At 34.7% G+C, this 23,246-nt stretch carries 26 protein-coding genes, 2 tRNA genes and 1 pseudogene; 23 read left to right on the top strand and 6 right to left on the bottom strand.

Annotated elements, in window-relative coordinates; all coding sequences use genetic code 11:
- Positions 1–84: 84 nt before the first annotated feature.
- The 4 genes from NADRNF5_RS09490 to NADRNF5_RS09475 are packed head-to-tail and all read left to right on the top strand — an operon-like array spanning position 85 to position 3,345.
- Positions 85–1,797 (top strand): succinate dehydrogenase/fumarate reductase flavoprotein subunit, encoded by a 1,713-nt coding sequence (locus NADRNF5_RS09490; RefSeq protein WP_048117983.1) that lies wholly within the window; start codon positions 85–87, stop codon positions 1,795–1,797.
- Positions 1,798–2,229 carry a succinate dehydrogenase/fumarate reductase transmembrane subunit gene (locus tag NADRNF5_RS09485; RefSeq protein ID WP_048117980.1) on the top strand — a complete coding sequence of 144 codons (432 nt, stop codon included), beginning with the start codon at positions 1,798–1,800 and terminating at the stop codon, positions 2,227–2,229.
- A gap of 1 nt (position 2,230) precedes the next feature.
- Positions 2,231–2,575 (top strand): succinate dehydrogenase/fumarate reductase transmembrane subunit, encoded by a 345-nt coding sequence (locus tag NADRNF5_RS09480; RefSeq protein WP_048117977.1) that lies wholly within the window; start codon positions 2,231–2,233, stop codon positions 2,573–2,575.
- Between the two features lie 2 nt (positions 2,576–2,577).
- Positions 2,578–3,345 (top strand): succinate dehydrogenase/fumarate reductase iron-sulfur subunit, encoded by a 768-nt coding sequence (locus NADRNF5_RS09475; protein ID WP_048117974.1) that lies wholly within the window; start codon positions 2,578–2,580, stop codon positions 3,343–3,345.
- Here the strand turns inward: NADRNF5_RS09475 and NADRNF5_RS09470 are convergent.
- Complete coding sequence (locus tag NADRNF5_RS09470) at positions 3,342–3,665, bottom strand: metal-sulfur cluster assembly factor (RefSeq protein ID WP_048117971.1); 324 nt, start codon at positions 3,663–3,665, stop codon at positions 3,342–3,344. The genes NADRNF5_RS09475 and NADRNF5_RS09470 overlap by 4 nt on opposite strands.
- A 49-nt stretch (positions 3,666–3,714) precedes the next feature.
- On the opposite strand from NADRNF5_RS09470, the gene argH reads away from it, so the two are divergent.
- Complete coding sequence (gene argH, locus NADRNF5_RS09465; protein ID WP_048117968.1) at positions 3,715–5,175, top strand: argininosuccinate lyase; 1,461 nt, start codon at positions 3,715–3,717, stop codon at positions 5,173–5,175.
- 13 nt (positions 5,176–5,188) lie between these two features.
- On the opposite strand, the gene NADRNF5_RS09460 is transcribed toward argH, so the two are convergent.
- Positions 5,189–5,262 (bottom strand) — tRNA-Lys (locus NADRNF5_RS09460).
- 96 nt (positions 5,263–5,358) lie between these two features.
- Between NADRNF5_RS09460 and NADRNF5_RS09455 the strand changes: the two genes are divergently transcribed.
- The 3 genes from NADRNF5_RS09455 to NADRNF5_RS09445 all read left to right on the top strand — a co-directional run bounded on the left by NADRNF5_RS09455 (position 5,359) and on the right by NADRNF5_RS09445 (position 7,451).
- Positions 5,359–5,436, top strand: a tRNA-Asp gene (locus NADRNF5_RS09455).
- Between the two features lie 136 nt (positions 5,437–5,572).
- Positions 5,573–6,364, top strand: a complete 792-nt coding sequence (locus NADRNF5_RS09450; RefSeq protein ID WP_048117965.1) for a hypothetical protein — start codon at positions 5,573–5,575, stop codon at positions 6,362–6,364.
- A 10-nt stretch (positions 6,365–6,374) separates the two neighbouring features.
- Positions 6,375–7,451, top strand: a complete 1,077-nt coding sequence (locus NADRNF5_RS09445) for a glutamyl-tRNA reductase (protein ID WP_148313095.1) — start codon at positions 6,375–6,377, stop codon at positions 7,449–7,451.
- Between the two features lie 4 nt (positions 7,452–7,455).
- Here the strand turns inward: NADRNF5_RS09445 and NADRNF5_RS10965 are convergent, their stop codons facing one another.
- The 3 genes from NADRNF5_RS10965 to NADRNF5_RS09435 all read right to left on the bottom strand — a co-directional run bounded on the left by NADRNF5_RS10965 (position 7,456) and on the right by NADRNF5_RS09435 (position 9,504).
- Positions 7,456–7,623, bottom strand: coding sequence for a DUF1059 domain-containing protein (locus NADRNF5_RS10965; RefSeq protein ID WP_082052010.1), 168 nt, complete (start codon positions 7,621–7,623; stop codon positions 7,456–7,458).
- Between the two features lie 105 nt (positions 7,624–7,728).
- Positions 7,729–8,571, bottom strand: coding sequence for an FAD-binding oxidoreductase (locus NADRNF5_RS09440; RefSeq protein ID WP_048117951.1), 843 nt, complete (start codon positions 8,569–8,571; stop codon positions 7,729–7,731).
- Between the two features lie 132 nt (positions 8,572–8,703).
- A complete protein-coding gene (locus NADRNF5_RS09435; protein ID WP_048117948.1) occupies positions 8,704–9,504 on the bottom strand; it encodes an inositol monophosphatase family protein in 801 nt (266 codons plus the stop codon).
- A gap of 82 nt (positions 9,505–9,586) precedes the next feature.
- On the opposite strand from NADRNF5_RS09435, the gene NADRNF5_RS11670 reads away from it, so the two are divergent.
- The 6 genes from NADRNF5_RS11670 (at position 9,587) to NADRNF5_RS09405 (ending at position 15,842) form a co-directional block, all read left to right on the top strand.
- Positions 9,587–10,702 (top strand): hypothetical protein, encoded by a 1,116-nt coding sequence (locus tag NADRNF5_RS11670; RefSeq protein ID WP_048117945.1) that lies wholly within the window; start codon positions 9,587–9,589, stop codon positions 10,700–10,702.
- An 8-nt stretch (positions 10,703–10,710) separates the two neighbouring features.
- Positions 10,711–11,868, top strand: a complete 1,158-nt coding sequence (locus tag NADRNF5_RS09425; RefSeq protein WP_048119542.1) for an AAA family ATPase — start codon at positions 10,711–10,713, stop codon at positions 11,866–11,868.
- 17 nt (positions 11,869–11,885) lie between these two features.
- Entirely contained in the window at positions 11,886–12,176 is a 291-nt protein-coding gene (locus tag NADRNF5_RS09420) for a hypothetical protein (RefSeq protein ID WP_237089270.1), read from the top strand.
- A 105-nt stretch (positions 12,177–12,281) separates the two neighbouring features.
- The gene (locus NADRNF5_RS09415) at positions 12,282–13,829 is read left to right on the top strand and encodes an acyl-CoA carboxylase subunit beta (RefSeq protein ID WP_048117935.1); all 1,548 of its coding nucleotides are present in this window, start codon (positions 12,282–12,284) and stop codon (positions 13,827–13,829) included.
- 6 nt (positions 13,830–13,835) lie between these two features.
- Positions 13,836–15,323, top strand: coding sequence for an acetyl-CoA carboxylase biotin carboxylase subunit (locus NADRNF5_RS09410; protein WP_048117932.1), 1,488 nt, complete (start codon positions 13,836–13,838; stop codon positions 15,321–15,323).
- Positions 15,324–15,329: 6 nt separating this feature from the next.
- A complete protein-coding gene (locus tag NADRNF5_RS09405; protein WP_048117929.1) occupies positions 15,330–15,842 on the top strand; it encodes an acyl-CoA carboxylase biotin carboxyl carrier protein subunit in 513 nt (170 codons plus the stop codon).
- Positions 15,843–15,856: 14 nt separating this feature from the next.
- Here the strand turns inward: NADRNF5_RS09405 and NADRNF5_RS09400 are convergent, their stop codons facing one another.
- Positions 15,857–16,321, bottom strand: a complete 465-nt coding sequence (locus NADRNF5_RS09400; protein ID WP_048117926.1) for a redoxin domain-containing protein — start codon at positions 16,319–16,321, stop codon at positions 15,857–15,859.
- A gap of 155 nt (positions 16,322–16,476) precedes the next feature.
- Between NADRNF5_RS09400 and NADRNF5_RS09395 the strand changes: the two genes are divergently transcribed.
- From NADRNF5_RS09395 to NADRNF5_RS09355, 9 genes and pseudogenes are all read left to right on the top strand, one after another.
- Positions 16,477–16,809 (top strand): NADH-quinone oxidoreductase subunit A, encoded by a 333-nt coding sequence (locus tag NADRNF5_RS09395; RefSeq protein WP_048119539.1) that lies wholly within the window; start codon positions 16,477–16,479, stop codon positions 16,807–16,809.
- A gap of 40 nt (positions 16,810–16,849) precedes the next feature.
- Complete coding sequence (locus NADRNF5_RS09390; protein ID WP_014964441.1) at positions 16,850–17,374, top strand: NADH-quinone oxidoreductase subunit B; 525 nt, start codon at positions 16,850–16,852, stop codon at positions 17,372–17,374.
- Positions 17,374–17,966: pseudogene (locus NADRNF5_RS09385) on the top strand (NADH-quinone oxidoreductase subunit C). The gene NADRNF5_RS09390 and the pseudogene NADRNF5_RS09385 overlap by 1 nt, the downstream one beginning before the upstream one ends.
- A 1-nt stretch (position 17,967) precedes the next feature.
- Positions 17,968–19,104, top strand: a complete 1,137-nt coding sequence (locus NADRNF5_RS09380) for an NADH-quinone oxidoreductase subunit D (RefSeq protein ID WP_048117920.1) — start codon at positions 17,968–17,970, stop codon at positions 19,102–19,104.
- Complete coding sequence (gene nuoH, locus NADRNF5_RS09375) at positions 19,105–20,403, top strand: NADH-quinone oxidoreductase subunit NuoH (protein ID WP_048117917.1); 1,299 nt, start codon at positions 19,105–19,107, stop codon at positions 20,401–20,403.
- Entirely contained in the window at positions 20,403–20,900 is a 498-nt protein-coding gene (locus NADRNF5_RS09370; RefSeq protein ID WP_048117914.1) for an NADH-quinone oxidoreductase subunit I, read from the top strand. The genes nuoH and NADRNF5_RS09370 overlap by 1 nt, the downstream gene beginning before the upstream one ends.
- A complete protein-coding gene (locus NADRNF5_RS09365) occupies positions 20,893–21,405 on the top strand; it encodes an NADH-quinone oxidoreductase subunit J family protein (protein WP_048117911.1) in 513 nt (170 codons plus the stop codon). Before NADRNF5_RS09370 ends, NADRNF5_RS09365 begins: the two co-directional genes overlap by 8 nt.
- A complete protein-coding gene (gene nuoK / locus NADRNF5_RS09360) occupies positions 21,386–21,691 on the top strand; it encodes an NADH-quinone oxidoreductase subunit NuoK (RefSeq protein ID WP_048117906.1) in 306 nt (101 codons plus the stop codon). Before NADRNF5_RS09365 ends, nuoK begins: the two co-directional genes overlap by 20 nt.
- Positions 21,691–23,244, top strand: coding sequence for a complex I subunit 4 family protein (locus NADRNF5_RS09355; RefSeq protein WP_048117903.1), 1,554 nt, complete (start codon positions 21,691–21,693; stop codon positions 23,242–23,244). The genes nuoK and NADRNF5_RS09355 overlap by 1 nt, the downstream gene beginning before the upstream one ends.
- Positions 23,245–23,246: the final 2 nt, after the last annotated feature.

Below are 23,246 nucleotides of genomic sequence, written 5' to 3'. Positions count from 1 at the left end.
ATCACTAGTGATATATTTTAATTTTTTGTGTTGTGCCTAACAATTACTACATATTTATCCCACATCAAGCAAGTTTGTCTGAAAATGGTTGATTCTTTAGAATTTGATTTGATTATTTGTGGTTCAGGTCTTGCTGGATTAAGGGCTGCTATTTCCGCAGCAAAAAAGGGACCTCGTCTCAAAATCGGTGTTGTTTCAAAAGTACAAGTTATGCGTTCTCATTCTGTCTCTGCAGAAGGAGGTACTGCAGCAGTCCTTTTTGAGGATGAAGGTGACACTATTGAATCTCATGTTTATGATACTGTAAAAGGAAGTGATTTTCTTGCAGACCAAGATGTTGCAGAAAGACTTTGTGTAGAGATGCCAAAAGAAATCCATCAATTAGATCATTGGGGGATGCCATGGTCTAGAAGACCTGATGGTAGAATTGATCAACGAAACTTTGGAGGTTATAGTTTTCCAAGGGCAACATATGCATCTGATAAAGTTGGTTTCTTTGAAATGCAGACTTTGTATGATACATGTCAAAAATTTGAAAATATTGAATATCTCAATGAATGGTTTGTAACATCAATCATTCACGATGGAAAAAAATTCATGGGAGTAACTGCAATTGAATTAGCTTCAGGAACCTTTTACACAATTAAAGGAAAATCTCTTATTATTGCAACTGGTGGGGCTGGACGATTATACAGTTTTTCAACGTATGCTCTTTCTTCAACCCCTGACGGTTTGGATATGGGATTACGTGCTGGAATGGCACTGAAAGATATGGAATTTGTACAATTTCATCCTACAGGAATTATGCCCTCTGGAATTTTGATTACGGAAGGTGCCAGAGGTGAAGGAGGCTATCTTCTAAATAACAAGGGTGAACGATTTATGAAAACTTATGCTGCTGGAAAAATGGAATTAGCGCCAAGAGATATCGTATCTAGATCAATTATGACAGAAATTCAAGAAGGACGCGGATTCAAACATGAAACTGGTGTTGATTGTATGAAACTTGATTTGAGACATATTGGTGATGAAAAAATTAAAGAGAAATTAGGGGGAATTAGAGAAATTTCCATAAAATTTTCTGGTATAGATCCTGCTACTGATTTGCTTGACATTAGACCTGTGTGCCATTATATGATGGGTGGTCTTCATACTGATATTGATGGTGCAACAGAAATTCAAGGTGTTTGGGCAGCTGGAGAGGCTGCATGTAATAGCGTTCATGGCTCAAATAGATTGGGCGCGAATTCCACATCTGAATGCATTGTTTGGGGAAAAATCACTGGTGAATTAGCTGCAGAATATGTAATGAATGATACTTCTTCAAATCCTTGGCCACATCATTTAGTTGCTGCTGAAGAAAAGAGAATCTATGATGGAATATTTAGAGGAAATGGTGATGTTAATCCATATGAAATTAGACAGGAGCTAACTGATACCATGAATGAAAAAGCATATGTCTATAGAAACGAAACTGATCTTGTTGCAGGTCTTAAAAAAATTCGTGAATTAAAAACACAGACATGGAAACATGTGGATGATAAAGCCAAAGAATACAACACCAATTTTGCAAATGTAATGGAACTTGATTCAATGTTTAGAGTAGCAGAAATTGTTTTACTTGGTGCAATTAATAGAAAAGAATCTCGTGGCGCACATGCAAGAACTGATTATACCAAACGTGATGATGCAAACTTTTTACATCATACCCTTGCATACTATGATCCGAATGAACCGATTATGAAAACACATCCTGTAACAATTACAAAATATCAACCAGTAGAGAGGAAATATTAGATGACACACGACGAACATAAAGAAGGAATCAAAGGAATGGCCAATCCAGGCCGTTATGGAATTGAACGAGTAGCTTACTGGTTAATGCGATTAAGTGGATTGGGACTATTAGCATATTTTGTAGCTCACATTTATGAAACAAGTAATATTTTGAGAGGTCAAGTAGGATGGGATGAATTCCTTGAATTAACTCAAACTACTGAAGGACATATTTTCTTGGCAATTGTAATTGCCATGTGTGTGTTTCATACTGTTAATGGAATTAGAGTGATGTTGGGACATGGCGGAGTTGGAGTGGGAAAACCTGCAAGACCTGATTACCCATATGATCCAGCATCTCAAAACTATAGACACAAAATAGGTATCTACTCTGCAATAGTTCTTGCTGCAATTGCTATGATGTACGGATTAGCCGTAATGTTTGGTGAATAAAATGAGAGAAAGCACAATTATGAAAATTCACTATGGGACCGCCCTTGCAGCCGTAGGCTTGGTCGCAGTCCATATTTTGATGCGTCTTACAATGGGCTTTGCCGAGTCTTTAGAATATGAATCAGTTTTAGCAAATTACAAATTCATTCCATATGCTATAATGCTTGAACTGATTTTAATTCTATTATCTGTTCATGGATTTAATGGATTGCGAGTTATATTGTTGGAGTTAAAACAAGGACGTGTTTATGAGAAAGCTGTTTCATATGGTTGTCTGGCAGCAATGTTTGGTTTAATAGCATACGGTTCAAGAACAATTATTATGACTAACATGGGGATGATATAGAGATGGCACAGGTATCTCACATCGCAGATGAAAAGGCATCCTCACCAGTATCTTCATCAAAATCAATTACACTTAGAATTGCAAGATATAATCCAGAACATGATGATTCTAGTCAATTCATGGAATTTACAATTCCATATGAACGCTGGACAACTGTTTTGGAGGCAATTTTAGAGGTCAAAAAACATTTTGATCATTCAGTAGCAGTACGTTATTCGTGTAGACAAGCAACATGTGGTTCATGTGGAATGATAATTAATGGAAAACCTCGATTGGCTTGCTTTACAAAAATTAGTGAATTAAACTCGGATGTTGTTACAGTTGAACCTATGAATAATTTCCCTGTAATTAGAGATCTTGCAGTAAAGTTTGAAAGATTATTTGACACTCATCAAAAAATCAAACCATATCTTATTCGAGATGACACTGAATTAGAAACTGATGAAAAAGAATTTTTACAATCTCCTGAAGAGGTAGAACAATACATTCAATTTGCAAATTGTATAAAATGTGGATTGTGTAATTCTGCATGCCCTACAATGGCAACTGATTCTTCTTTCGTTGGACCTCAAGCATTAGCTCAAGCATATCGTTATGTTGCTGATAGCAGAGATAAAGGAAAAGATTCAAGGCTAAAAATTATTGACGAGTCTCATGGAATTTGGAGATGTCATTTTGCTGGTTCTTGTAGCCAAGTATGCCCAAAGGGTGTAGATCCGGCAATGGGTATTCAGCTTCTTAGAGGTTACTTGCTAGGTTTTAGAGATTAACCTGACTTCTTTGGGTTTGGACTGTTATTTACTTGATTGTTAATCTGTTCAGCCATAAAGTGATTTGATACATTCACTTTAACATCATTAACTCCATCTACTTTCAAGAGATTATCATGAACATCCTGACAAATCTTAAAACCAAATACTGCAGGACAGAATGGACTGGTAAGATGCAAATCTACTTTGACATTGCTGTCATTGATGTCTACTTCATCAATCAATTCTAATTCTACAATTGAAGTATTAATTTCTGGATCCACAATCTTTGATAATTCATCGAAGATTTTCACTCTAAGCAATTTGATATCTTGACTCATGTCGGCAAAAGCGTCGATGCTATATATAACCATTCTAGAACCTTAGATAATGTATCGTTCACGTCTAGGTACTGATTTGAGTGATATTACGTTAGACTATGTTTCATCAATTAACGATGATTCTGAAATTGCATATTATGATATTATTGGAAGTCAAGCTCACACTTTGATGTTATATCAAAATAACATCATTACAAGAAATGATGCAAAAAAGATCTTGTCAGCTTTGGATATTTTGAAAAATGAAAAATTTGATACTTCTTCTGGATCTGAAGATATTCATGAATTAATTGAATCACTTGTGATCAAAAAGGCTGGTATGACAAGTGGTGGGAAGATGCATACTGCTAGATCTAGAAACGATCAAGTTGCTTTAGACATTAGAATGAAAATTAGAGATGATGTAAACATTATCTGTAATTGTCTTTTAGATACTGTTGAAGCCTTAGTTTCTATAGCTAAAAACCATCAAAAAACAATCATGCCACTTTACACCCATCTTCAACAGGCTCAAGCTGGTTTGTTTTCTCATTATTTACTAGCTCATGCAGATGTACTGCTTAGAGATTTTGAAAGACTTTATGGAACCTTTGAAAGAGTAAATCAAAGTCCATTAGGTGCAGGGCCAGTTGGGGGAACTAGCATCCCAATTGATAGGATAAGTACAGCAAAAATGTTAGGTTTTGACGGCGTTCTTGAAAATTCAATTGATGCTACAAGCACACGTGATTTTGTAGCAGAATATGTTGCTATGGTTTCAATTTTAATGACTAATCTGAGTAAGATATCCGAAGATTTTGTGATATGGTCAACATCTGAATTTTCGTTCATTGAATTAGCTGATGAATTTACATCTCCTTCAAGTGTAATGCCACAAAAGAAAAATCCTGATATCTTGGAATTAACTCGTGGTAAAACATCTGAAATTATTGGAAACCTTACTGCAATTCTTACAACTATCAAAGGATTAGCTTCAGGTTATGGACGTGACTTACAACAGATAAAATCTTCAATTTGGAATACATCAAAAATATCTATTAGTGCATTATTGATTTTAAAATCTATTCTTCTTACGTTAAAAGTAAATGAAAAACAAATGAAAAAAGTTACAGAATCCAGTAATCTTATTGCACTTGATATTGCTGAAAAATTAGTACAGGAAGGAATCCCATTTAGAATAACTCATAAGATTTCAGGGATTTTAGTTCAATTAGCATATCAATCAAAAAAACCCATTTCAAAATTAACTCTAGAACAAATAAAAAAATCTGTATCTGGCACCAAAGTTGATCCAAAAATTGTATCTAAAATTATTTCCAGTACATCTGTAGTTTCATCTCTAAAGGATAGAAAATCTTTAGGTTCTTCAGGATACGATGAGCAGAAAAGAATGATTACAGATAGGATTCAAAAAATTAATGAATATAGAACAAATGTTACAAAAAGAGAAAACAAAATCAATTCTTCAATTGAAGCATTGACAAAACAAATTGATGAAATTATGAAATAAATAAAAAAAGTAGCGGGTCTAAAGGGATTCGGACCCTTGACAACCGGATTAAAAGTCCGGTGCGCTACCTGGCTGCGCCATAGACCCTCATCAAAAATGATTTTCGTGTATAATTTAGTCTTTTACAAAATATCTTCTTATGACAGAAACTTTTAATCTGGCAATTTTGTTCAAACAATTTGTGCCCTTGTAGTATAGCCCGGTCTAGAATTCGGCCCTGTCACGGCTGAGACGCGTGTTCAAATCCCGCCGAGGGCGCCATTATTTCTATTATCATTAGTTGAAAATCACTTAATATCGATCAAAAATACATTTTTAGAAATAATTAATGAATAATGATAGATTGAAGATGAATCTCACAAGAATATTAAAATTCAGGGAATTTTAGTAAAATTTGTTGTCTGAAGAGGAAAAAAAATCTGAAGTTGAAACAAAATCAACTGAGACTAAAACATCTCCCGATAAAACTGAAAATAAAGTAACTGATGAAGCAGTTGCAAAAGTTGAGATTGCAGCAAAAGCAGCTAAAGAAGCAGAACAAGCAACTAAAGATGCACAAATAGCTGAAGATGAAAAAGCAGCTGAAGAATCAAAAGCAGCCGAAGAAGCAATTTTGAAATCAGAAGCCGCAGCAAAAGCAGCCGAAGAAGCAGAACAAGCAGTCAAAGAAGCTCTTGCAAAAGCAGAAGCAGCTAAAGCAGAAGCAGAAGCTGCAGCTGAAGAAGAATACAAAGCAATTGCTGCTGAAGTAAAAGCAGAGGCTTCTTCAAAATCTGACTTTACATTTAAGCGACAGGGCGAAGAAATTTTTAGAAGAGACATGGGTGAGCCTGAATTTTGGTTAGAGAAAAAAGATCGTTTCCCTAGACCAATTCTATCTGCAGACGTACAAGAATCTCTTTCAAGAGAAGTTGAAATTCCTAAAGATCAAACTCCTAAATACAAACCTGAACATGTTTTGAGTCCTGAATTTGGGGGTGTCTCAAATTACGAAAGAGGTGTTGATTCTTTCTTAGAAGAAACTAAACGAAAATTAGAAGAATTGAAAAATAATCCTGAGGCAACAGAAAAAGAGATTAAAGATACTCAAGATAAAATTATTTACTTAGAATCATTACATGAAAATTTCTATATTGGTATGAATGTATTTAGAACTGCGAAAGGTGGAAGGAGTAAGATTAAGGTATAGGTGCTATGATTTGAGTCAAATTTCTTTTGATGTAATGAATGCGAGAGTAACTTTCAAGAATGTACCTATTCATACAATAGCTAAATTTGCTTTCAAGGATATAGCAGCAGCATGTGAAGAATTTAAAAAAATACCTGGTGTTGAGGAATGTGTTATTATACAAACTGCAACCAGAGTTGAAATATTTACAGTTAGCAATGTTGAAACTGATGATTCACCTGATGCAAGACGGGCAGAAGGAAAAACACTTGTCTTAAATCAAATTAAAGACACTTGGGTTTCTTTATCTTCATTAGAACAAATTGATATAGATCATTTTGATCAAACACTTGAAGTTTACAAAGGTGATGATGTCTATCTACATCTTTTAAGATTAGCATCCGGTTTAGATTCACTTGTAATTGGATGGCAAAGTGTATTTGATGATATAACAAAAGCATTTGCCGATGCAAAGAATTCAGGTGCATCTGGAAGTATTCTCAATAAATTATTTGATAGTGTGATACGATTAGCTGAAAGAATGAGAGATACTACAGGTATTGGAAAAGATGTAATTTCATTAGGTGATATTGCAATAAAATTAGTCGATGAAAAAGCCGGTCTTGATTCAAAGAAAAAAATCCTTGTTATTGGTACTGGTGAGCCTGCAGCTATGCTTGCAAAAACATTAGGAAAAAAAGGTGTTCCATTTGATGTAACTAGTAGAAGTTTAGATCGTGCAACTGGTTTTTCAACTCTTCTAGGTGGAACTCCTGTTGACTTTAGTGATGTATTGGCAGGTTTTGACAAATATGATATTATTTTTGTTGCCACAACTGCTGATTATTTCTTGATTACATATGATAGAATTAGATTAGTGATGGAAGAAAAGAAAAAAGGTACACTGATTTTAGATTTATCAGAACCCAGAACTGTAGATGAAGGTATTACTGCTCTTCCTGGAATTAAATTATTATTCAGAGATCAAATTGCAGAAATTTATGAAGAGAGTGTGAAAACCCGAGTTGGTATTGTTCCTGCAGTAGAGAAAATCATTGAGAAAGAACTACCTGTTTTGTCAGCTAGAATGAAAAGATTAGATGCTTAATTTTCTATAATCCTTGCTTTCTTAATAGGAACTGCATAATGGCTTCTTTAGAATAATCTATTCCATGCTCTTCATCAGTGTGTTTTTGAAATTCATCAATAACTGATTCCATTTCTCCTTCTGCAATAAAATCACACTCAAATCCATAATCATTACACTTGAGTTTTGCCATACATTATTGAAAAATAATGAATATAAAAATCCACAGGTAAATGAGAATTAAAGAGAATTGATTTTGACTATGAGAAAATGAATTATCTTATGATTTTAGAATTGATTATCCATATGACTCATATTTGATCCCAAAACTTCCATCTGGTTTCTTTTCATGTTCTGTAACGAATCCTTTAGGCCCTAGATGTTCAATAACACCATCAATAGTTCCTTGATATCCACAAATGTAGATTATGGTGTTTTCAGGAGTTAGTTTTTCTCCCACCATTTCTTCAACAGGAGAAAGCCCTGTCTTTTTGTCTGGTTTGAAAAATGATTCTACCCTACCAACATGACCATTCCATGACCTGTTAAAATATTCTTTTGGTCTACTGATTGCTGCTCTATATCTAAAATTCCATTGATCTCTCCCTCTTTTTTCACTCTCTAATTCTAAATCTGTAAGCAATCGTTTGTAACTTAATTCATCCACATAACTTGCTCCATGAAGGACAACTATTTCCCGCTTATCATTAGTATCGTGGAAATGTTTTGCAAATGCAATAAATGGTGCAAGTCCGGTACCTCCACCTACACAAATTACTCTGCGATTATCTTTTTGCCCATTAGATAACTTTTCACTAATTTGTAGTGCAGCCCCTGTTGGGTCTCCTAGAGAAACTTCATCTCCAACACTAAGATAAAATAATTCCGTAGTTACACGACCTGGAAGTGGTTTTCTTACCCATCTGATAACAAATTCAAAATAATCTCTATTTTCTGCATGTGATGCAATTGAATATGCTCTTCTAACAACTTTTTTTTCTGCAGGAATTGGAAGTCCTATTGTCAAAAATTGACCTGTTTTGTACTCTGGCATTCCATTTTCTGGAACTAATCTAATGATTACAAGATCTTCTTTTAGTAGTTCGGTATAGACAACCTTTGCCTTCATCTCAGTAACCATACAAGAAGTTTTTTCCCGACTTTGGTTAAATATATTTCTCTTATCAATTACCTTCCAAGATCTACTGAAAACTCAAGAATGTCAAATAATTCCTCAAACTATTAGAAATTTTCCAATCTTTTATTCAAAAATTTACTTTTCAATTTGAGATACTACTTCATCTAGAATTTCTTGATTTGCAGCAGCGATAAAAGAAACTCTTGTCTCATAACCAAGATCTGCATCAAGTTGATGCAAATTAGAATCTAAAAGCAAACCCCCTGCTTCCTTAACAATAATGTAACCTGCAGCAATATCTTGAATTCTAATTTTATTTCTCAAATCTATGAAAATATCCATTAAACCTCTTGCAAACATTGCCATTTCTAATGCATTGGCACCAAAATGTCTGGTATGATCGTATTTTTCAAAAATTGGCTGTAGTTTATTTATCAACTCAATTGATGCGCCTGATGTGTTTATCCCAACTATTTTGTAAATTGGATCTTTTTTGTGAACCTTGATTTCTTTATTGTTATAAAATGCCCCTTGATTTTTTGAAGCCCAATACATTTCACCATTTGAAAGATTTGTGATCACACCATCAGATATTGAACTAAGTTTATTTTCAGTAGCAAATGCTAGTGAACTACAGAAGAAAGGGACACCTCTTACTGCATTTGCAGAACCATCGATTGCATCCATTATTACAAACCCTTTGGGTTTTTCAGATAATTCAACTCTACCGCACTCTTCACCTAATACAACACATTTGAAATTAATTTCTTTAAGATAATCTAAGACTGTTTTTTCTGCAATAATGTCAATGTTTCTTGAAATATCTCCACCTGCCCCAAGACCAAAATCACCTGCAGCTTTATCAGTACCTGGTAGATCTTTTACATTTTCATAAATTCTTTTTGATGCTTCGCGGAGAATTTCTATTATTTCCATATTGCAAAATTAGTTGTTCGTAATTTAAGTGAAGAAATTTTTGTATTGAAAGCATAAATAACAATAAAGAAGCTTAACGTTTGTGAGTGGAAAAGATCAATCCGTTGTAAGTAAAGAATCTTTGATGAGTACAAAACCTGGAAAACAAATTATGAAACAGGCTCTATTCAAATCAAAAGGTTACAAATTATTTAACAAATACAAAGAAGAAACTGAAAAACAATTTCCAAATTTTGCTGAAAGATTTGCAAAGGGATTGCTAGATGAAATTCAATCTGATTCAAATCCAAATTCTACACAACAATCTTTTGGAAATGAGGTAGGCTCTACTGAAATTATACTAAATGCATCTGAAATTGAGCCTATAAAATCAAAATTGGATAATCTTGAAGTAATGCAAGATAGAGTAAATCGTATACTAAATTCAAATTTTGTAAAAATGACTTTCCCTGTTTTCAATGGATTGTTTGATGCTGCAGCAGAATTTTCTGGAAGAGACGATCCACAATTAAAACAAGATATGGTTGAAGGACATATTCTGGCAATTGATTTGAGTGAACCTATGGATAGAATTGTAGATAAAGATGAAGACTTGGAATTTCTTGATGATTACAAACTCATGAATCCATATATTCTAAAATTAGCTAGAGATAAAATCTCAAAAGGTGGAGAACAAGTCCTAAAAGAATTTGAAGATGGCTTTAAGGATGCAAGAATTGGACAATATCTGGATGAGAAATTAAAATCAACACCCACAACAATTACTGAAGAAGAAATGACATTGTCTTACAAAAAATACCGTGCCGTAATGGGAACAGCTGGTAGAAACATGGCCTTAGCAGAGCGACCGCTGGGAGAAATATTCTACTTAGGTATGGCCCGTGCTGCAGAAGGTGTTGGATGTGGTAATGAAATTGAAGATTCAATAAAAAATGGTTTTGTAAAAATCCCTTCTTGGCCATTATACTATTCTTTGTTGGCCAATGATGTGAAAAAAGGATTTGATGTCACACTGGAAAAAAGTAATTTGTATCTACAAGATGCTAGGCTTACTCTGGAATTATTACCTGAGGAATTCTCACATAAAGAATTTTTAGAATTTTTATTTTTGACTGTGGAACATTATAATCAATATTGGTATAATAAATTACAAAAGGCTAACAAGTGGTCTGAATTTCAATCAAAACTTCCCAAGTGATAAAATTGATGTGGTCTGAAAAATACCGACCTCAGATTATTTCTGATATGGTGGGAAACGAAGAACAAAGAGCAGCAATCATGGAATGGTTTGCCAAATGGAAAAAAGGCACAAAACCTCTTCTTCTAGTTGGCCCTCCGGGTATTGGAAAGACCACCATTGCATATCTTATAGCTAAACAGTTTGGGTATGATATGATTGGACTTAATGCAAGCGATGTTAGAAGTAAATCTAGAATAAATGAAATTCTTATGCCTGTTTTGGGTAATGTAAGCGTCTTAGGGACTCCAATGATTTTTGTTGATGAAGTTGATGGAATTCATGGACGCGGTGATTATGGAGGTGCTTCTGCACTTGTTGATATTCTCAAAGAACCTACAGTACCAATAGTTCTTGCAGCAAATAATGATACATCCGATAAAATGAAAAGTATAAAAAAAGTTGTCAAAACAATTTCATTCAAAAGAATTCCTCCTAGATTACTTAGAGTATATCTTGAAAATATTTTAAAAAAAGAAAATTCAAAACTTAGTCCTGGCTCCTTAATCAAAGTTATTGATAAATCCAAAGGCGATATACGTTCAATGATAAATTTTGCCCAATCTTTAGTTACTGGATTTAATCCGCAAACAGAAACAACTTTTGAAAATATTAATGTGGAAGATGGTGTTAATGCTTTCTTTAAAGCAAATTCAATTGAAGAAGCTAGAATAGTTTTATACTCTATGCAGATTGATCCTCGAGAAAAAATTAATGCGTTCTATTCAAGTATAATTACAAGTAATTTGGATAATTCAAGTCTTGCAAAATATCTAGAAACTATTTCAAATGCTGATATGCTTTTTGGAAAGATTATGAAAACTCAGAACTGGAGACTTTTACGATATCTTAATGATATTTTAATTAAATTGTATCAAAATGATGATCGAATAAGATATTCACAATACAATCTATCATGGCCATTGTTAAACCGAATCCGTTGGGATGGTGCAAAAATTAAATCAATGTCATCTATAATGGCAAGAAAGTTACATATGTCTTCAAGTGCATTTGTAACTTTATGTTTACCTTTTGTTTTACTTTGTATTAAAAATAATGCTCTTGAATTAGAACTGGAGGAAACTTTTGGGGATATTATTGAAAAGGAGATTGGCATAATTCAATGAGTTGGAGAAAAATACCAATGAAATTTCCTGGTACTTGTATAGTTTGCAATGAAAAAATTGAAATTAATGAGATCGGTTTATGGGCAAAAGGATTAGGCGTAAAACACGAAAAATGTGCTCAAATCAATGAATTACAATGCAGTGTTTGTGGGGGTCCTGCTGGTTGCCTTCAGTGCGAATTTCAGGAAACTTGTGATATTCCAAATGTTTCTCAATTATGCATTTGTAAGAAATGTAGCGAAAAAAAAGACGCTTTCAAGTCATATCAAACATCAACAAACAAGAAATTCCCAATTCTTAACTCTTGAAATTCTAAAAAAATCAATGATCTATGAGTTTTTGTAAAAATTCTAGTAGATTGTATTTTCAAATTAAATTAATATAGGAAACCTTCCTTGACTTAGATCACTGTTATGCATTCTGAAAAAATTGAAGATTATACTAAAAAGAAATACACGTCACACCAAGGTGGAGGTCAAGATAGAATCAAGGCCCAACATGAAAAGGGAAAATTAACTGCTCGTGAACGAATCGATTTATTACTTGATGAAGGTACTTTTACTGAAATTGATCCAATGGTTACTCACCATTATCACGAATATGACATGCAGAAAAAGAAATTCTACACTGATGGTGTAGTTGGTGGTTATGGGAATGTCAATGGAAGACAAATCTTTGTTTTTGCATATGATTTCACAGTACTTGGCGGAACACTAAGCCAGATGGGAGCCAAAAAAATTACTAAATTAATGGATCATGCTGTTAGAACTGGTTGCCCAATTATTGGAATTATGGATTCTGGTGGTGCAAGAATTCAAGAAGGAATTATGAGTCTTGATGGATTTGCAGATATATTTTATCACAATCAATTAGCTTCGGGAGTTATTCCGCAAATTACTGCAAGCATTGGTCCTTCTGCAGGTGGTTCTGTATATTCTCCTGCGATGACTGACTTTGTAATAATGGTGGATAAAGCAGGAACTATGTTTGTTACAGGACCTGATGTAGTAAAGACTGTTTTAGGTGAAGATATTTCATTTGATGATCTTGGTGGTGCAATGACACACGGTTCAAAAAGTGGAGTTGCACATTTTGTTGCACAAAATGAATACGAATGCATGGATTACATTAAAAAATTAATTTCATTTCTTCCACAAAACAATACAGAAGAACCCCCAAAGACTAAAACTGATGATGACCCAAACAGATTAGATCATAATTTGATTAGCATTATTCCAGAAAATCCTCTTCAACCATATGACATGAAAGAGATCATCAATTCTATTGTTGATAATCATGAATTTTTCGAAGTACATGAATTGTTTGCACCAAACGTAGTTGTTGGTTATGGTAGAATGAATGGTCAAGTAGTTGGAATTATTGCAAACAATCCAATGCATCTTGCAGGTGCACTAGATATTGATTCATCAAACAAAGCTGCACGTTTTATTAGATTCTGTGATTCATTTAACATTCCTATTCTAACTCTAGTTGATACTCCAGGTTACATGCCAGGTTCTAATCAAGAACATAATGGTATCATTAGACATGGAAGTAAACTACTCTATGCATACTGTGAAGCAACTGTTCCACGCATTACTCTAGTAATTGGAAAAGCATATGGTGGTGCATACATTGCAATGGGAAGTAAAAATCTTAGAACTGATATTAACTATGCATGGCCAACTGCAAGATGTGCGGTCTTAGGTGGCGAGGCAGCAGTCAAAATTATGTCCAGAAAAGAACTTGCTGCAGCAGATGATCCTGAAGCACTAAAAAAACAATTAATTGACGAATTTGCCGAAAAATTTGAAAATCCATATGTGGCAGCATCTCATGGAACTGTAGATAATGTAATTGACCCAGCAGAAACAAGACCAATGATTATCAAAGCACTTCAAATGCTTGCAAATAAGAGGGAAAAACAACTTCCAAGAAAACATGGAAATATCAATTTGTGATTAACGATGATTGAAAAAGTTCTCATTGCAAATAGAGGGGAAATTGCCTTACGTGTAATTAGAACATGTAACACATTAGGAATAAAGACTGTAGCAGTTTATTCTGATGAAGATTACAATTCTTTACATGTAAAGAAAGCTGATGAATCTTATCACATTGGAGAGGCAGCTCCTGCAAAATCATATCTAAATCAAGAAAAAATTCTTGATGTAATGCTTTCAGCAGGTGCTGATGCTATACATCCAGGCTATGGTTTTCTCTCTGAAAATGATGACTTTGCAAGACTGTGTGAAAAAAATAAAATTAATTTCATTGGTCCATCTGCAGATTCAATGAATCTTTGTGGTGATAAAATGGAATGTAAAGCTGCAATGCTAAAAGCTAAAGTCCCAACAGTACCTGGTAGTCCTGGTTTAGTTAAAGATGCAGATGATGCAGCAAAAATTGCAAATGATATCGGATATCCTGTAATGTTAAAATCAGTTTATGGTGGTGGTGGTCGAGGAATTAGAATAGTAACTAATGATAAAGAATTACAAGAAGGTTTTGAAACAGTAACATCTGAATCTATAGCTGCTGTTGGAAAATCTGCCATTATTGTTGAAAAATTCCTAGAAAAAACAAGACACATTGAATATCAGATGTGTAGAGACAAACATGGTAATGCAGTACATCTCTTTGAGAGAGAGTGCTCCATTCAAAGACGTAATCAAAAATTAATTGAGCAAACACCATCTCCTGTAGTAGATGATGAAAAAAGAGAAGAAATTGGTGAAATAGTTGTTAGAGCAGCAGAAGCAGTTGATTATACTAATCTGGGAACTGCAGAATTTCTACGAGCAGATAATGGAGAGTTTTATTTTATTGAGATTAATGCAAGACTCCAAGTAGAGCATCCAATCAGTGAAATGGTTTCAGGATTAGACTTTGTTAAACTTCAAATTGATATTGCAAATGGTGAGCCATTACCATTCAAACAAAGTGACCTCAAAATCAATGGTTATGCAATCGAATGTAGAATTAACGCAGAAGACACATTTTTGGACTTTGCACCTTCAACTGGACCTGTTCCGGATGTAATAATTCCTGCTGGACCAAATGTTAGATGTGACACTTATCTTTATCCTGGATGCACTGTATCCCCATTTTATGATTCATTGATGGCTAAACTCTGTACATGGGGACCAACATTTGAAGAATCTAGAACAAGAATGCTTACAGCACTAAATGATATGTACGTTCAAGGCGTTGAAACATCTATTCCACTTTACAAAACAATTCTAAACTCTGACCAATACAAAAATGGAGAACTATCAACCGACTTTTTGAAACGTTATGATATGATTGAAAAATTAACTGAAGATCTAAAGAAAGAGAAGGAAGATAAAAGTGAAGCTGCTTTGGCTGCTGCTGTCATTCATTCTGAATACTTTAAGAGCAAAGTTCAAAATAGCGGCGCAACCAGTTCTACATGGAAAAATAAATTGGATTGATAATTAATGGACTATAAGATACCAGACATTGAAAAATCATTTGAAGGAAAAATTGTTGAAAATTTGGGTAACAATGATTATGTAATTAAGATAAATGACAAAGAGCATCAATTAAGAATTCTTAACATGGATGCAAAAGGAATAGAATTCATCTTAGACCAACAATACCATAAAGCAAAATATCTTGAAACTCTAACTAACGAAATGAATCTTGTAATTGATCATGTTCCAATTACCCTAAACATGAACACTCATTTTGATAAAATTGTTTTCAAAAACTCTGGAGGTGGAGGTGCAGGTGGTACTCAATTAGCACTCAAAAGCCAAATCCCAGGTAAAGTTGTTTCAATTGCAGTTGCCGAAGGAGATTCAGTAAAGAAAGGTGATGTGATATGTACACTCGAATCTATGAAGATGCAGGTTTCTGTAAAGGCTCACAAAGATGGAGTCGTAAAATCAATTAAAATTAAAGAAACTGCATCTGTTGCTAAAGGCGATCCTATAGCTGATATAGAATAAAAAAGAAGATTTTCCTATTTCAGGAAATTTTTAATTTCTTCATAGTTTGGTTCTTTTAATGGATCTTCTGAAACCCATTTGTAACCAATTTTTCCGTCTTCCATAATTATGAATACAGAACGTTTTGCAGCGTTGTATCCTTTAATGTGAAGTAAATCTGGCATCAATATGTCATAGTCACGAATTGTTTTACTTGAATAATCTCCTAATAAAGGAAATTTGAAGTTATTTTTTTCTGCAAATGCTTTATTTGCAAATGGACCATCGTTACTGATTGCAATTACTTGAGCACCTTGATCTGCAATTTCTTGCCATGAATCCCGTAAAGTACACAATTCGGCTTCACAAACTGGTGAACTGGCAGCAACTATGAATGATAAAACAATTTTTTTGCCCTTAAATTCATCCAAAGTCCGCAATTTCAATTCTGTATCTGGAAGTTCAAAGTTAGGAGCTGTATCTCCAATGTTCAAAGTCATGATCGCAGTAAGAAAATGGTCTATAAAGTACTTTAGAAAATAATTATTTTCAAAACTTGATCGGAAAAAAGGAAGAATACCTTTTTATACAAAAATCAGAGTCAGAAGATAAATTGGTCGGGGAATTAGCGGGCAATTATAGTACCGTTGTATTGATGTTTGGCTTTGCTGTAGTAGCAATGGCTCCAGCACTAATAATTTCAAGAATGATTTCTCCAAGAAAAAGAAGTAATCCTGTCAAGTTTTTGCCAATGGAATGTGGTCAGGTTCCAACTGGTGAAGGACGAACTCATTTTATGATGCAGTATTATCCTTACATTCTGATGTTTGTTGTTTTTGATGTAATGGCAATCTTCTTGTATGCATGGGGAAGTGCTCTTTTGGAACTTCCAAAAAGTGCCACGCTTCCTATGATGGGATTTTTAGCAATAATGTTTGGTGCAATGGCATTTGCATTATATCAATCAGGGAGAAGGAGAATATGGTAGTTTTTTATATAAATCGTATTTACGAGGGTAGGGGATAAGATTGCTTAAAGATTTAGTTACACCAGAAAATGCAAATGTGTTTGTCGGTAAACTAGGAGATATTTTAGAAAAAGCAATTGATAAACCATTGGGCTATGCCATCAATTGGGGTAGAATTTGGTCACTCTGGCCTGTCCATATTGAAACAGCTTGTTGCAGTGTTGAATTTGGCGCAGCATCAAGCCCTAGATATGATGTTGAAAGATTTGGTATCATTGAAGCATTTGGTTCGCTTAGACAATGTGATCTAGTTGTAGTTCAGGGAACTATTACACGAAAAATGGCACCACGTCTTAGATTAGTTTATGATCAAATGCCGGAACCAAAATATGTTATTGCTATGGGAGCTTGTGCAATTACTGGAGGGTTGTATTTTGATTCGTACAATGTACTTCCAGGAATTGATGGAGTTATTCCAGTTGATGTATATGTTCCAGGTTGCCCACCTAGACCTGAAACTCTCATCCAAGGATGTATGTTATTACAAGAGAAAATCAAGAGAATGAAGGCTAGGAAGTTTGTATAATGAGTTCTGATTCTGAAAAACCTTCTGCAGATGCTAAACCCCAAGAAAAAAAACGCCTCCACCTCCTGCAAAAAAACCTGAAGAAAAATCTGAAGATTTACCGGCTTTTGAAAAGGGAATTTCTGATAAAATTATTGAAAAATTTGGTGATAAGGTGGAATCTACATTTGTGAAACAGGATAGAGTTGGAATTAAAGTTGGAAAAGAAAATATTCATGATGTTGCTGAATTCATTCGTGACGGATTAAATTTTGATCATGTAGAATCTGTTTCAGGTGTAGATTATCCTCAAGATAAAGAAATAGAGGTTGTTTATCATATAGGATCTTATACCGATTCATCACTTGCTAGTCAAATTCTTGTTTTGTCCACCAGGGCCCAAAGAGAAGAAAATCCAATTCCTGGAAATGATGCTACTAAACTTCCAACTCTTAGAGATATATTTTACAGTGTTGAATTTCATGAAAGAGAAGTTTTTGAAATGTTTGGAGTTTACTTTGAAGGACATCCTGATAATAGACGATTACTTTTACCAGAAGATTGGGCAGATTTACCACCGCTCAGAAAGGACTTTACAATAAAGGGAAGATAGAATGACTACTGAATTACCTCCAGGATTAGCACTCCAAAAAGTTGATGAGAGAATAATGACTCTCAATGTAGGGCCTCAACATCCTGGTTCTGGTCACATGAGAATTATTGTTCAAATTGATGGTGACTATATTGTTGCATGTGATCCTGATCCAGGATATGTTCATCGTGGTGAAGAAAAAATGGCAGAATACCGAAACTACATTTTGAACATTCCTCACTTAGAAAGACCTGTGATTCATGATTCCTGTAATGTTCTTTATCCATATGTTTTGGGTGTTGAAGAAATTGTTGGTATTGAAGTTCCTGAGCGTGCAAAATATGTTAGAGTTATTGCATCTGAACTGAATCGATGTATTTACACAATGTATTGGCTTGCAATTTATGGTATTTTCTTAGGACATTCTACAATGTTCATGTGGCCAGCAGGTGATCGTGAACTCTTAATTGATCTGATGGAAAAAATGACTGGTGCAAGAGTTACACATGCTCATTTTGTTCCAGGTGGAGTAAGAAATGATTTACCTCCAAACTTTGAGGATGTTTGCCTACGTCAAGTAAATTACTTTGAAAAACGAATCAAAGAATATGCTGCAGTATTTTATGATAACCCGATTCTGATTTCTAGAACTCGTGATACTGGAGTTCTTTCGCGTGAAGATGCTATTAGACTTGGAACAACTGGTTCTGTACTTCGTGCAAGTGGTGTAGATTATGATCTTAGAATAAAGGAGCCTTATGATGTCTATGATGAATTAGATGTTCACACTAACGTAATGAAAGAAGGTGATTCTTATGCAAGATCAAAAGTTCCATGGCTTGATATGCTTGAAAGTTGTAATATTATCCGACAAGCATTACAAAAAATGCCAAAGTCAGGCTCTGTTAGAACTAAACTTAAACCAAATCCAAAAGGAAAAGGACTTGATTCAGTTTACAAACGAGTTGAATCTGGAAGAGGTTCTTTAGGATGTTATATTGTGTCTGATGGAAAAACTGAACCTTATAGACTTAAGATGAGTGTTGGTTCTTTTAGAAATCTAATTGCATTACCATATCTTCTAAAAGGTGAAAAACTTGGAAACATGCCTTCAGTTTATTGGAGTCTTAATTATTGGCCAGTGGAGGCAGACCGATAGATGTCTGTAATTGCACCAAAATTCAAACTAAGTGAATTTATCAAATCACTACTTGATAATGTATTTTGGATACTTTTCATTTTGGTTTTAATTGGAATTCCATTAGTTCAAGTAATTTTATTTGGAATAGAAATGCCTGTAATTGATGGTGAATTACTTACACCGTTTCTAGCATTGACATGGATAGCAGATCCATCACGTACTCTTCCAATCATCAAAGCCTTCATGGCAACTGATATGTTCAGAGTAATGGCATTTCCAGGATTTGGTTTTGCTGCCCTACTTGCTGCAGCAACAATATTTGTTGAAAGAAAGATGCTTGCAAAATTACAATTAAGAGTTGGTCCATTTTACTGTGGAAAATTCGAGGGTATTTTACAATTAATGGGCGATGGACTAAAATTAATTTCAAAAGAAATTATTATTCCAGCCAAAGCTGACAAGCCAATTTTCTGGGCAGCACCAGTAATGTTTGTTGCAGCTGCAGCATCATTTGTAGCATTAATTCCTGTTGCCCCTGGTTGGGTAGTAGCCGATGTAGACTTGGGATTGCTAGGTGTGTTTGCAGTAATTGGATTTTTCCCAATAATTACAATTCTTTCTGCATGGTCTGCAAACAGTAAATTCCCATTCATTGGTGGTATCAGAGCATTATTCCAAATGGTTTCATTTGAAATTCCACTAATTCTATCTTTGTTAGGGGTTGTTATTCTAACTGGAACTCTAAACTTGTCTGAAATTGCAGCTAGTCAATCTAGCTTCCCTTGGATAGTATTTTTACCAGTTGGCGCTATTGTCTTTTTCATTACAATGTTGGCAGAATTAGAAAGAATCCCATTTGATCTACCCGAGGCAGAAAGTGAGATTGTAGCTGGATGGCTTACTGAACTATCTGGAATGATGTATGGACTTGTTCAATTAGGAACCTATCTGAAACTTTATGCATTTGCAGCATTGTTTGTAGTATTATTCCTTGGTGGATGGAATGGCCCAATGATTGTACCTCCGTTCCCCGCCGAAATTGTTACTGATGGAATTGAACTTGGTCCTGTCACTGCCAATATCGCAGGTTTACCAATATTTACCCAAGAAATGCTTAATGGAACATTATGGTTTGTTCTAAAAACTGTAGGAGTCATCTTTTTCATATTATTGCCAAGAGGTGTATTCCCAAGAATTAGAATTGATATGCTATTGAGTCTTGGATGGACCAAACTTATTGGACTTGCATTCGTTAACATCTTTATTGCTCTAGGCTTGCTTTACGCTGGAGTGTTAGGTCCAGGAGGTTTACAATAATGGGAACTGCTACAGGTATTATTCGTGCATTAAACTCTGGAATTAAACATATTGCAACAAAGCGATTTACACTTCGTTATCCTGAAGAGAAATTAAAATTTGTAGGCGATGGTTATCAGTTTGATCCTTCTACTGGTGTTGGAATTGCTGGATTAAAGGGACGTCATATGTTATTCCATGATCATTGTACAGGTTGCCAACTATGTTCTATTGCATGTGAAGGAGTTGCAGAAGCTATTGCAATGGTCAAAGTTCCAGAAGAACAAAAACAAAATAAAAAATCTATCATGCCACAAATTGATTATGGTAAATGTGTTTTTTGTGGACTTTGCGTTGATGCATGTCCATTTTATGCTTTATACATGACAAACGATTATGAACTATCTTCATTTTCTAAAGAAGGGTTGATCTATACTCCTGCACAACTTGCTGTAAAACCATATGTAGCACAAGATAGTGAAATCCAAATTACTGATAGAGGTGCCTCACATGGCTGATGCAGCGTTTCTAGCATTAACTGTAATTACAATTGGTTCTGCAATTGCAGCACTTGAATTAAGATCATTAATTTATGGCTCAATTGCTTTGATGGGAACCTTAGGTGGGATAGCTGGATTCTTCTTCTTACTAGATTCTCCATTTGTTGCATTATTTCAATTAGCAGTCTATGTTGGTTCTATTGCTGTTCTGATTTTGTTTACTGTTATGCTAGTAAAAAGAGAATTAATTTTCAAAAAAATTGAGGACAAGAGAAGAAAATTTGCAGGTATTGGATTAATGTTGGTAGTTATGGTGTCACTAGGGGCAGTATTCTTGGATTCAGGAATAAAAACAATAACTACTGATGAACCTCCAGTTAATTTCAGAGATATCGGTACAGACTTTGTAACATATTATTGGCCTGCATTGATTTTGATGGGATTGATTCTAGCTGGTTCTGTTACTGGTGCACTAGTTTTAGCCAAACGAGAGGATGTGGAGAATGACCAACGAGCTAGTTGATTTTACACTTGTATCTGTTGCTCTATTGGGCATAGGAATTTACGGTCTTGCAGTAAAACGTAATTTTATTCGTATGTTATTTGCCGTTGAAATTATTATCAATGCCGCAAATCTTAATCTTGTAGCATTTGGTAGATTTTTACCTCATAGTGGAGGTCAGACTTTAGCATTATTCTCAATTGCAATTGCAGCAGCAGAAGTAGCAGTTGGATTGTCTTTGATTATTGTAGCATATAGAATGTATAACAATGTCGATATTGCAGACTTTAGGAGTTTGAAGGGATAATGGAATATGCATTATTACAGGCAGTCTTCTTGCCGTTACTCTTATCACCAGTTGCTTACATTATTGGAAGAAAAATGGGTCCAACACCTGCAATGTGGTTTACATTTGCAATTTTACTTTACACTACAATCTTAGTAATTAATGCAGCATTATCTGGAACAGTAGAGGAGCATTATCCATGGACTGAACAGTTTGGAGAATTTGGTTTCTTGTTAGATGGTTTGGCATCTCCATTTGCAATAATGATCTATGTGTTGTCTACAATCTTGGCAGTATATTCAAAACCATACATGATTCACAAATTCCACGAACAATTTGAAGAAGAACATAAAATGAATTCTTCTTCAGGTGCTCAAACTTCAGTAGTTGAATCATCTTCACTTTCAAATTATGTTAATGCTAAATCTGGTCTTTACTTTGCATTGTATCTTGTCTTTGCAATGGGAATGCTTGGAACCGTTCTTTCAACAAACCTCATCGAATTTTATATTTTCTTCGAGGTGATGTTAATTCCAGGTTTCTTCTTAGTTGCACTTTGGGGTGATGGACCAAGACGAAAAATTGGTTTAATGTTCTTATTCTGGACCCATGCTGGTGCAGTTGTTTTACTCTTAGGCTTTTTGATGATTGGTCTTTCATTGGGAAGTTTTGATTTTGTAGATATTCGTGAATCTGATATACCTCAAGACATTGTAATGATCTCAGCAGTTGCAATTGCAATTGGATTGGGAGTTAAGCTTGCAGTATTCATGTTCCATATTTGGCTTCCATATGTTCACGGTTCTGCACCAACACCAATCAGTGCGTTATTGTCCCCTGCCATGATTGGAATTGGTGCTTATGGTATTTTCAGATTAATTGTTGAGTTCTTGCCTGCAACGTTTGCAGAACTTTCAATTTGGTTCCACATTTGGGGACTTGTTACGATGATTTATGGTGGTGCAATGGCATTAATGCAAGATGATCTCAAACGTCTCTTAGCATATTCAAGTATAAGTCAAATGGGCTATCTTTTGTTTGGTATTGGTTCAATGTCTGCACTAGGACTTGCTGGTGCAGAGATGATGTATGTAACTCACGCAATTGGAAAAGGCATTCTCTTCATGATGGCTGGAATAATAATTGTTAAAGTTGGAACCCGAAGTATTTCAAAACTTGGAGGCTTAGCAGGAAAGATGCCAATTACAGCTGTTTGTGCAGTTATAGGCGCATTGACAATAATGGGAGTTCCACCAACAAGTGGATTTATGGGTGAATGGATTTTGTTTTACGGTGCTTTAGAGACTGCAATTGAAGAAGGCTCAACTCTTAGAGCCGTAACGTTTGGTTTAGGTCTTGTTGCAACAGCTCTTACGATGTCTTACATGCTTTGGATGCTAAAGCGCGTATTCTTTGGAAAAACTCCTGAGCATCTTGAAAATGTGAAAGAAGGAAGTTGGTATATGACTGCACCAATGATGGTACTAGCAGGATTTACAATTATAGTTGGAATTTATCCAGATATTTTCTTGAAAACAATTATTCCATACATGAATGGAGTGCTGGGAGTCTAGAA

The sequence above is a fragment of the Nitrosopumilus adriaticus genome (assembly GCF_000956175.1).
In the GTDB taxonomy this organism is placed as follows: Archaea; Thermoproteota; Nitrososphaeria; order Nitrososphaerales; family Nitrosopumilaceae; genus Nitrosopumilus; species Nitrosopumilus adriaticus.
The sequence above is the reverse complement of the archived record's forward strand: the minus strand, read 5'-3'. Positions and strand labels throughout refer to the sequence as shown.

What these genes read in the sequence shown, in the direction of transcription:
- NADRNF5_RS09490 (WP_048117983.1), top strand. Translation starts at nt 85, where the DNA reads ATGGTTGATTCTTTAGAATTTGATTTGATTATTTGTGGTTCAGGTCTT.
- NADRNF5_RS09485 (WP_048117980.1), top strand. Translation starts at nt 1,798, where the DNA reads ATGACACACGACGAACATAAAGAAGGAATCAAAGGAATGGCCAATCCA.
- NADRNF5_RS09480 (WP_048117977.1), top strand. Translation starts at nt 2,231, where the DNA reads ATGAGAGAAAGCACAATTATGAAAATTCACTATGGGACCGCCCTTGCA.
- NADRNF5_RS09475 (WP_048117974.1), top strand. Translation starts at nt 2,578, where the DNA reads ATGGCACAGGTATCTCACATCGCAGATGAAAAGGCATCCTCACCAGTA.
- NADRNF5_RS09470 (WP_048117971.1), bottom strand. Translation starts at nt 3,665, where the DNA reads ATGAGTCAAGATATCAAATTGCTTAGAGTGAAAATCTTCGATGAATTA.
- argH (WP_048117968.1), top strand. Translation starts at nt 3,715, where the DNA reads ATGTATCGTTCACGTCTAGGTACTGATTTGAGTGATATTACGTTAGAC.
- NADRNF5_RS10965 (WP_082052010.1), bottom strand. Translation starts at nt 7,623, where the DNA reads ATGGCAAAACTCAAGTGTAATGATTATGGATTTGAGTGTGATTTTATT.
- NADRNF5_RS09440 (WP_048117951.1), bottom strand. Translation starts at nt 8,571, where the DNA reads ATGGTTACTGAGATGAAGGCAAAGGTTGTCTATACCGAACTACTAAAA.
- NADRNF5_RS09435 (WP_048117948.1), bottom strand. Translation starts at nt 9,504, where the DNA reads ATGGAAATAATAGAAATTCTCCGCGAAGCATCAAAAAGAATTTATGAA.
- NADRNF5_RS09425 (WP_048119542.1), top strand. Translation starts at nt 10,711, where the DNA reads ATGTGGTCTGAAAAATACCGACCTCAGATTATTTCTGATATGGTGGGA.
- NADRNF5_RS09420 (WP_237089270.1), top strand. Translation starts at nt 11,886, where the DNA reads ATGAAATTTCCTGGTACTTGTATAGTTTGCAATGAAAAAATTGAAATT.
- NADRNF5_RS09415 (WP_048117935.1), top strand. Translation starts at nt 12,282, where the DNA reads ATGCATTCTGAAAAAATTGAAGATTATACTAAAAAGAAATACACGTCA.
- NADRNF5_RS09410 (WP_048117932.1), top strand. Translation starts at nt 13,836, where the DNA reads ATGATTGAAAAAGTTCTCATTGCAAATAGAGGGGAAATTGCCTTACGT.
- NADRNF5_RS09405 (WP_048117929.1), top strand. Translation starts at nt 15,330, where the DNA reads ATGGACTATAAGATACCAGACATTGAAAAATCATTTGAAGGAAAAATT.
- NADRNF5_RS09400 (WP_048117926.1), bottom strand. Translation starts at nt 16,321, where the DNA reads ATGACTTTGAACATTGGAGATACAGCTCCTAACTTTGAACTTCCAGAT.
- NADRNF5_RS09395 (WP_048119539.1), top strand. Translation starts at nt 16,477, where the DNA reads ATGTTTGGCTTTGCTGTAGTAGCAATGGCTCCAGCACTAATAATTTCA.
- NADRNF5_RS09380 (WP_048117920.1), top strand. Translation starts at nt 17,968, where the DNA reads ATGACTACTGAATTACCTCCAGGATTAGCACTCCAAAAAGTTGATGAG.
- nuoH (WP_048117917.1), top strand. Translation starts at nt 19,105, where the DNA reads ATGTCTGTAATTGCACCAAAATTCAAACTAAGTGAATTTATCAAATCA.
- NADRNF5_RS09370 (WP_048117914.1), top strand. Translation starts at nt 20,403, where the DNA reads ATGGGAACTGCTACAGGTATTATTCGTGCATTAAACTCTGGAATTAAA.
- NADRNF5_RS09365 (WP_048117911.1), top strand. Translation starts at nt 20,893, where the DNA reads ATGGCTGATGCAGCGTTTCTAGCATTAACTGTAATTACAATTGGTTCT.
- nuoK (WP_048117906.1), top strand. Translation starts at nt 21,386, where the DNA reads ATGACCAACGAGCTAGTTGATTTTACACTTGTATCTGTTGCTCTATTG.
- NADRNF5_RS09355 (WP_048117903.1), top strand. Translation starts at nt 21,691, where the DNA reads ATGGAATATGCATTATTACAGGCAGTCTTCTTGCCGTTACTCTTATCA.